Raw genomic sequence first — 1,209 nt, 5'->3', positions numbered from 1 at the left:
CGCCTTCCAGTCACACAGTTGTGAAAGCTAAGCCCATATGTCCGCTGAGTGCCAAGAGCGGACATTGTCAACGTTTTATATAATTCAATGGTAACGTATATGATCTTGACCCACCATCTCCGGACAGCTTTTGTATCTTAGGTTAACGATGCACGTTGCCGCCGGTATTCTCTCGGAGAGTGATATCCCAGCGCACTGTGCGGGTGGTTTTCATTGTAATGCGTGAACGCCGCTGCAAGGTTTCGCAGGGCTGTTCTCACATCCGGTTTCGGCATGAACGCGATATAGTCTTCCTTCATCGTCTTCACGAACCGTTCGGCCATGCCATTGCTCTGCGGGCTGCTCACCGCTGTTGTACACGGCTCCAGATTCAGCTCTTTGGCGAACCTCCGCGTTTCATGCGCGGTATATGCTGAACCGTTGTCCGTCAGCCACTGCACTGGTGTTTCCGGCAGCCTGTCGCCGAAGCGCTTTTCCACCGACCTCAGCATCACATCCTGCACCGTCGAACTGTCGTAGCCTCCGGTGCTTGCAGCCCAGTCTATGGCCTCTCTGTCGCAACAGTCCAGCGCGAACGTAACCCGCAGTTTTTCTCCGTTGTCACAGCCGAACTCGAAGCCATCTGAACACCAGCGCATATCGCTTTCTGCCACCGCTATTTTGCCCTTATGTTCACGCTTTGGCCGCTCTGGTTTGTCATGCAATAACAACAGATTATGCTCGCTCATTATCCTGTAAAGCCGTTTGGCGTTCACGGGTGTCAGCCCCTCTGTGCGACGTTGCTTACGCAGGATGCCCCACACACGGCGATAGCCGTAACTGGGCATATCGCTGATGATATCGAGGAGCCCTGACAGTATTTCAGCGTCTGCTTCATCATTACGCCGCTTACAGCGCCTGTCCTGCCAGTCGGCAGAACGGTTAATTCGCAGTGACAGCTGCGCACGCGACACGCCCATGGTGCGGCTGACCAGGGCTATTCCCCGTCCTTTGGCAACAAGGGCGCGTGCGCTATCCATTTTCGCGACTGACCGTACTCCACAGCTTCTTTCAGGATCTCAACTTCCATCGTCTTCTTGCCCAGCAGGCGCTGAAGCAAACACGCCTGCGTGAACCGCGCCATCTTGAGCAACTGATCCGTTCATTGGATCAGATTGACTGGTTCAGTGCGCAGAAAGATGGTCTGGGCGATCTGTATGAAGGTTTGCT

At 54.3% G+C, this 1,209-nt stretch carries 2 pseudogenes; one reads left to right on the top strand and one right to left on the bottom strand.

Annotated elements, in window-relative coordinates:
• Window positions 1–137: 137 nt before the first annotated feature.
• A pseudogene (locus FQK12_RS00130) lies at window positions 138–1,096 on the bottom strand (IS3 family transposase); the annotation flags it as partial.
• Here FQK12_RS00130 and FQK12_RS27530 point away from each other — a divergent pair.
• A pseudogene (locus FQK12_RS27530) lies at window positions 1,028–1,209 on the top strand (hypothetical protein); the annotation flags it as partial. The pseudogenes FQK12_RS00130 and FQK12_RS27530 overlap by 69 nt on opposite strands.

This window comes from Klebsiella sp. ME-303 (genome assembly GCF_007910085.1).
Lineage (GTDB): Bacteria > Pseudomonadota > Gammaproteobacteria > Enterobacterales > Enterobacteriaceae > Klebsiella > Klebsiella michiganensis.
Note: the sequence above shows the minus strand (reverse complement) of the source record. Positions and strands in the feature narration are given on the sequence as shown.